Origin of the sequence: Salipaludibacillus sp. CF4.18 (assembly GCF_051262595.1) — a bacterium.
Lineage (GTDB): Bacteria > Bacillota > Bacilli > Bacillales > Salisediminibacteriaceae > Salipaludibacillus > Salipaludibacillus neizhouensis.
Genome location: NZ_JBIMEV010000136.1, coordinates 1 through 1,281, shown reverse-complemented (window position 1 = coordinate 1,281; position 1,281 = coordinate 1). Strand labels below are relative to the sequence as shown.

Annotated in this window: 9 tRNA genes; all 9 read left to right on the top strand. The window is 45.0% G+C overall.

Annotation, left to right across the window (positions count from 1 at the left end):
• Positions 1-69 precede the first annotated feature (69 nt).
• The 9 genes from ACHABW_RS25815 to ACHABW_RS25775 all read left to right on the top strand — a co-directional run bounded on the left by ACHABW_RS25815 (position 70) and on the right by ACHABW_RS25775 (position 930).
• Positions 70-145 (top strand) — tRNA-Val (locus ACHABW_RS25815).
• A gap of 20 nt (positions 146-165) precedes the next feature.
• Positions 166-241, top strand: a tRNA-Thr gene (locus ACHABW_RS25810).
• A 6-nt stretch (positions 242-247) separates the two neighbouring features.
• Positions 248-323: transfer RNA gene (locus ACHABW_RS25805), tRNA-Lys, on the top strand.
• 7 nt (positions 324-330) lie between these two features.
• Positions 331-415, top strand: a tRNA-Leu gene (locus ACHABW_RS25800).
• Between the two features lie 4 nt (positions 416-419).
• A tRNA-Gly gene (locus tag ACHABW_RS25795) sits at positions 420-494 on the top strand.
• Between the two features lie 27 nt (positions 495-521).
• Positions 522-610 (top strand) — tRNA-Leu (locus ACHABW_RS25790).
• A 9-nt stretch (positions 611-619) separates the two neighbouring features.
• Positions 620-696: transfer RNA gene (locus ACHABW_RS25785), tRNA-Arg, on the top strand.
• Positions 697-757: 61 nt separating this feature from the next.
• A tRNA-Pro gene (locus ACHABW_RS25780) sits at positions 758-834 on the top strand.
• 20 nt (positions 835-854) lie between these two features.
• Positions 855-930: transfer RNA gene (locus tag ACHABW_RS25775), tRNA-Ala, on the top strand.
• The last annotated feature ends 351 nt before the right edge of the window (positions 931-1,281 follow it).

Genomic DNA, 1,281 nt, shown 5'->3' with positions numbered 1-1,281 from the left:
GCTCTCCAGCGCCGATGATAGTTGGGGGTTTCCCCCTGTGAAAGTAGGACGCCGCTGGGCATTATATATGGAGGATTAGCTCAGTTGGGAGAGCATCTGCCTTACAAGCAGGGGGTCGGCGGTTCGAGCCCGTCATCCTCCACCATAATATATTTATTCTAAAAGGCTGGCCTAGCTCAATTGGTAGAGCAACTGACTTGTAATCAGTAGGTTGGGGGTTCAAGTCCTCTGGCCAGCACCATTTTTAGAGCCATTAGCTCAGTTGGTAGAGCATCTGACTTTTAATCAGAGGGTCGAAGGTTCGAGTCCTTCATGGCTCACCATTTTTATGCGGGTGTGGCGGAACTGGCAGACGCGCTAGACTTAGGATCTAGTGCCTTCGGGCGTGGGGGTTCGACTCCCTCCACCCGCACCACAATGCGGAAGTAGTTCAGTGGTAGAACATCACCTTGCCAAGGTGGGGGTCGCGAGTTCGAATCTCGTCTTCCGCTCCAATTTAATTCTTAAGTTAATAAAGTCCTGCCGGGGTGGTGGAATTGGCAGACACACAGGACTTAAAATCCTGCGGTAAGTAATTATCGTGCCGGTTCAAGTCCGGCCCTCGGCACCATTTTAATATGCGCCCGTAGCTCAATTGGATAGAGTATCTGACTACGAATCAGAAGGTTAGAGGTTCGAGTCCTCTCGGGCGCACCATTTAAACTTTATATTACTTAGTTGCTTAACAAAGTAGTTTACTGTTTAATACCATTTAGAACGGGAAGTAGCTCAGCTTGGTAGAGCACTTGGTTTGGGACCAAGGGGTCGCAGGTTCGAATCCTGTCTTCCCGACCACTTTAAATAAAGTTAGTTTTGGGGCCTTAGCTCAGCTGGGAGAGCGCCTGCCTTGCACGCAGGAGGTCAGCGGTTCGATCCCGCTAGGCTCCACCAATATTTTATCCCTTTCCACTAAACTAAATTTAATTTAATTAGTTTCTTCTGGAGAGTGGCTAGTAATTTCTATTATAGAAATGATACCCGCACGGGATATTCCCATGGTGCGGTTTTTATTTTGACAGAGATAGTTTATGTGGAATTACTTTCCTGAAAATTAATCTGTATAAAAGTATTGCATTGTAGATCAATAACATGGTATATTATTATCCGTCGCCAAAACATTAAACTTTCTAATGAAAAGCAAATAAACTTTTTTCTTGAAAGTAGTTGACCGTGACGATGAAAGATGGTATATTAATTGAGTCGCCAAAAACGACAACATAAAATCCGGATGATAAATTAAGT